General features: G+C 69.1%; 4 protein-coding genes. All 4 read left to right on the top strand.

The annotated features are described in order from the left end of the window. The coding region (locus tag JMF90_RS28250; protein ID WP_201325712.1) for a 2-aminoethylphosphonate ABC transporter permease subunit at window positions 1-739 on the top strand (739 nt) is incomplete at its 5' end. Further along, entirely contained in the window at window positions 729-1,589 is an 861-nt protein-coding gene (gene phnV / locus JMF90_RS28245) for a 2-aminoethylphosphonate ABC transport system, membrane component PhnV (protein WP_011546900.1), read from the top strand. The genes JMF90_RS28250 and phnV, both read left to right, overlap by 11 nt. Beyond that, window positions 1,586-2,896: a phosphonoacetate hydrolase gene (gene phnA, locus JMF90_RS28240; protein WP_011546901.1), complete on the top strand. Its 1,311-nt coding sequence runs from the start codon at window positions 1,586-1,588 to the stop codon at window positions 2,894-2,896. The genes phnV and phnA overlap by 4 nt, the downstream gene beginning before the upstream one ends. Next, on the top strand, window positions 2,893-3,731 hold an 839-nt coding region (locus JMF90_RS28235), incomplete at its 3' end, for an aldehyde dehydrogenase family protein (protein WP_201325711.1). The genes phnA and JMF90_RS28235, both read left to right, overlap by 4 nt.

Raw genomic sequence — 3,731 nt, 5'->3', positions numbered from 1 at the left:
GACGGGCGATCACGGGTTGAGTTTCGCCGCGTACCGGACCTTCTTCGGCAATCCCGACACGCGCAACGTGCTGCTGACGACGCTCGGCGTGCTGTTCGCGAGCGCCGGCACCGCGTCGGTGCTCGGCGTGCTGCTGGCCGCGCTGCTGTTCTTCCGGCCGTTCCCGGGCGCGTCGCTCGTCACGCGCTTCCTGGAGCTGTACGTCGCGTTTCCGTCGTTCCTCGTCGCGTTCACGCTGATCTTCCTGTACGGCTCGCAGGGCTCGATCAGCATCGCGCTGCAGCACCTGTTCCATCTCGAGAACCCGCCGCTCGATTTCCTGTTCGGCATCGGCGGCGTGATTCTCGCGCAGACCGTGTTCTACACGCCGTTCGTCGTGCGGCCGACGCTCGCGTCGTTTGCGACGCTGGACCTGCGGCTGATCGAAGCCGCGCGCAGCCTCGGCGCGCCCGGCTGGATGCTCGCGCGCCGCGTCGTGCTGCCGATCGCATGGCCGGGCATCGCCGCCGGCACCGTGCTGTGCTTTCTGCTGACGCTGAACGAGTTCGGCATCCTGCTCGTGCTCGGCAGCGCGCGGCTCGTCACGCTGCCGGTCGCGATCTACAGCAGCGCGACCGTCGATCTCGACCTGCCGACCGCGTCGGCCGGCGCGGTCGTGATGTTGTCGCTATCGCTGGCGCTGTATGCGGTTTATCGCCGGGTGAACCGGCGTGCGACGGGAGGGAACGATGTCCGCTGAATTCCGTATCGGGCAAGCCGTGCCGCGTCACCCGCTCGGCTGGACCGACGCGCTGCTCAAGCATGCGTCGCGGGCCGCGCTCGCGCTGGCCGCATTCGCGTGCTTCTGGCTGTTCGTGCTGCCGGTCGTCGTCGTCGCGCTGTCGAGCGTGTCGACGCAATGGTCGGGCACGATTCTGCCGGCCGGCTACAGCCTGCGCTGGTTCGAGCGGCTCGGCTCGCCGGAATACGACGCGCTGCTGACCAGCCTCGAAATCGGCTTTGGCGTATCGGCGCTCGGCACAATCCTCGGGCTGTGGCTGGCGCTCGCGCTCGAAGGGCGCGACCGGCGCGGCTTGGGCGCGCTCGTCGACGCGCTCGTGATGGTGCCGAACGGCGTGCCGAGCGTCGTGCTCGGGCTCGCGGTGCTGATCGCGTATCACCAGAAGCCGCTCGACCTGTCGAGCTCGGCGGCGATCGTCGTGCTGGTGCAGCTCGCGCTGATTCTGCCGTTCTGCTATCGCTGCGCGGCCGCCGCGCTGCGCCCGGAACTGACCGTGCTGCGCGAAGCCGCGGCGAGCCTCGGTGCGCCGCCCGCGATGGTGTTGCGCCGCGTGCTGCTGCCGCAGCTCGTGCCGGCGCTGCGCGCGAGCCTCGCGCTCGGCTTCGCGCTGTCGCTCGGCGAGCTCGGCGCAACGCTGACGGTGTATCCGCCCGGCTTCGCGACCGTGCCGATCGTCGTGATCGGCCAGGTGGAGCGCGGCTATTACCTGCCGGCGTCGGCGCTGTCGCTGCTGATGCTCGGCGCGTCGCTCGCGGCGCTGCTGCTGATCGCCGCACGCGTGCCGCGCGGCAAGCGGGCGGCATCATGAACGCCGCGTTCGCGTTGCGGCTCCCCGGCGAGCAACCGGCCGCCGGCAAGGGTTCGTCGGATCTCGCGGGACGCTCGATCGACGTCAACGGCCGGCGCTACCGGTTGCCGGTGGACCCGACCGTCGTCATCTGTGTCGACGGCTGCGAGTACGACTATCTCGAATGCGCGGTGGAAGCCGGCGTCGCGCCGTTCATCGGCCGGACGATCGCGGAAGGCACCGCGTGGCGTGCGGATTGCGTCGTGCCGACCTTCACCAACCCGAACAATCTGTCGATCGTCTGCGGCGTGCCGCCGTCGGTTCACGGCATCTGCGGCAACTATTTCTGGGACCCGGCCGCTGACGGCGGGCGCGGCGCCGAAGTCATGATGAACGATCCGGCCTACCTGCGGGCCGGCACGCTGCTCGCGGCGGCGTCCGACGCCGGCGCGCGGGTGGCCGTCGTCACCGCGAAGGACAAGCTGCGCCGACTGCTCGGCTGGCAATTGAACGGCATCTGCTTTTCGGCCGAGAAGGCCGCGCAGGCCAATCTCGCGGAAAACGGCATCGTCGACGTGCTCGACTGGGTCGGCCTGCCGTCGCCGGACGTGTACAGCGCGGCGTTGTCCGAATTCGTGTTCGCGGCCGGCGTCCGGCTCGCGCAGACGCGGCAGGTCGACCTGATGTACCTGTCGACCACCGACTACGTGCAGCACAAGTGCGAGCCGGGCAGTGCCGGCGCGAACGCGTTCTACGCGATGATGGACGGTTACCTTGCGCAGCTCGACGCGCTTGGCTGGGCGATCGGCCTCACGGCCGACCACGGGATGAACGCGAAGCACGATCCGGCGACGGGCCGGCCGAACGTGATCTATCTGCAGGATGCCTTCGACGGCTGGTACGGCACGCAGGCTGCGCGCGTGATCCTGCCGATTACCGATCCGTACGTCGTGCATCACGGTGCGCTCGGTTCGTTCGCGACGATCTACCTGGCGCCGGGCGTCGACCGGGCCGAGGCGATGTGGCGCGTCGGCGGACTCGACGGCGTCGAGCTCGTGCTCGACAACGCGGAAGCCGCCGCTCGCTTCGAACTGCCGGCCGACCGGATCGGCGATCTCGTCGTGATCGGCCGCCGCGACATGACGCTCGGTACCCGCGAGCGCGAACACGACCTGTCGGGGCTCACGGTGCCGTTGCGTTCGCATGGCGGCGTATCCGAGCAGGAAGTGCCGCTGCTGTTCAATCGCCGTATCGAGCGGGACGATCCCGCACGTCGCCCGCGCAACTTCGACGTGTTCGATTTCGTGTTGAACCGGATCGCGACATGATGGCTCATCCGCGGCAGGATCATCCGTCGTTTCGTGCCGAGGCGTTGCGCTGGTGCGGCACGCACGCGATGCGCGAGCGCACGCTCGACGTCACGGACCCGTACACGGGCACGCGCGTCGGCACCGCGCCGCTCGCCAGCGTCGACGACGTGCGCGCGGCGTTCGATTACGCGATGGCCTACCGGCCGACGCTTACGCGCTACGCGCGCTCGCAGATTCTCGAACGTGCGGCCGCGCTGCTGCGCGAGCGCACCGAGGAAGCGTCCGACCTGATCACGCTCGAGTCGGGGCTGTCGAAACAGGATTCGCGCTACGAGATCGGCCGTGTGGCCGACGTGCTGAAGTTCGCGGCGGCCGAGGCGCTGCGCGACGACGCGCAGAGTTTCTCGTGCGACCTGACGCCCCACGGCAAGGCGCGGCGCGTGTTCTCGCAGCGCCAGCCGCTCGACGGTGTGATCGTCGCGATCACGCCGTTCAATCATCCGATGAACCAGGTCGCGCACAAGATCGCGCCGGCGATCGCGACCAACAATCGCGTGATCGTGAAACCGTCGGAGAAGGTGCCGCTGTCGGCGTTCTATCTGGCCGACTTGCTGTATGAAGCCGGGCTGCCGGAACCGATGCTGCAGGTGCTGACCGGCAACCCGGCCGAGATCGCGGACGAGCTCGTCACGCATCCGCATGCGTCGCTGATTACCTTCACGGGCGGCGTCGCGATCGGCAAGGCGATTGCCGCGCGGGCCGGCTATCGACGCATCGTGCTGGAGCTGGGCGGCAACGATCCGCTGATCGTCCTGGCCGATGCCGATCTCGACCGCGCGGCATCGCTGGCGGT

Source organism: Burkholderia sp. E168m23 (genome assembly GCF_016586125.1).
Taxonomy (GTDB): domain Bacteria; phylum Pseudomonadota; class Gammaproteobacteria; order Burkholderiales; family Burkholderiaceae; genus Burkholderia; species Burkholderia orbicola.
This window is presented reverse-complemented; position numbering and strand designations above follow the sequence as displayed.

Bases quoted from the DNA above. Each gene is read 5' to 3' on its own strand.
- phnV (WP_011546900.1), top strand. From the start codon at position 729: ATGTCCGCTGAATTCCGTATCGGGCAAGCCGTGCCGCGTCACCCGCTC.
- phnA (WP_011546901.1), top strand. From the start codon at position 1,586: ATGAACGCCGCGTTCGCGTTGCGGCTCCCCGGCGAGCAACCGGCCGCC.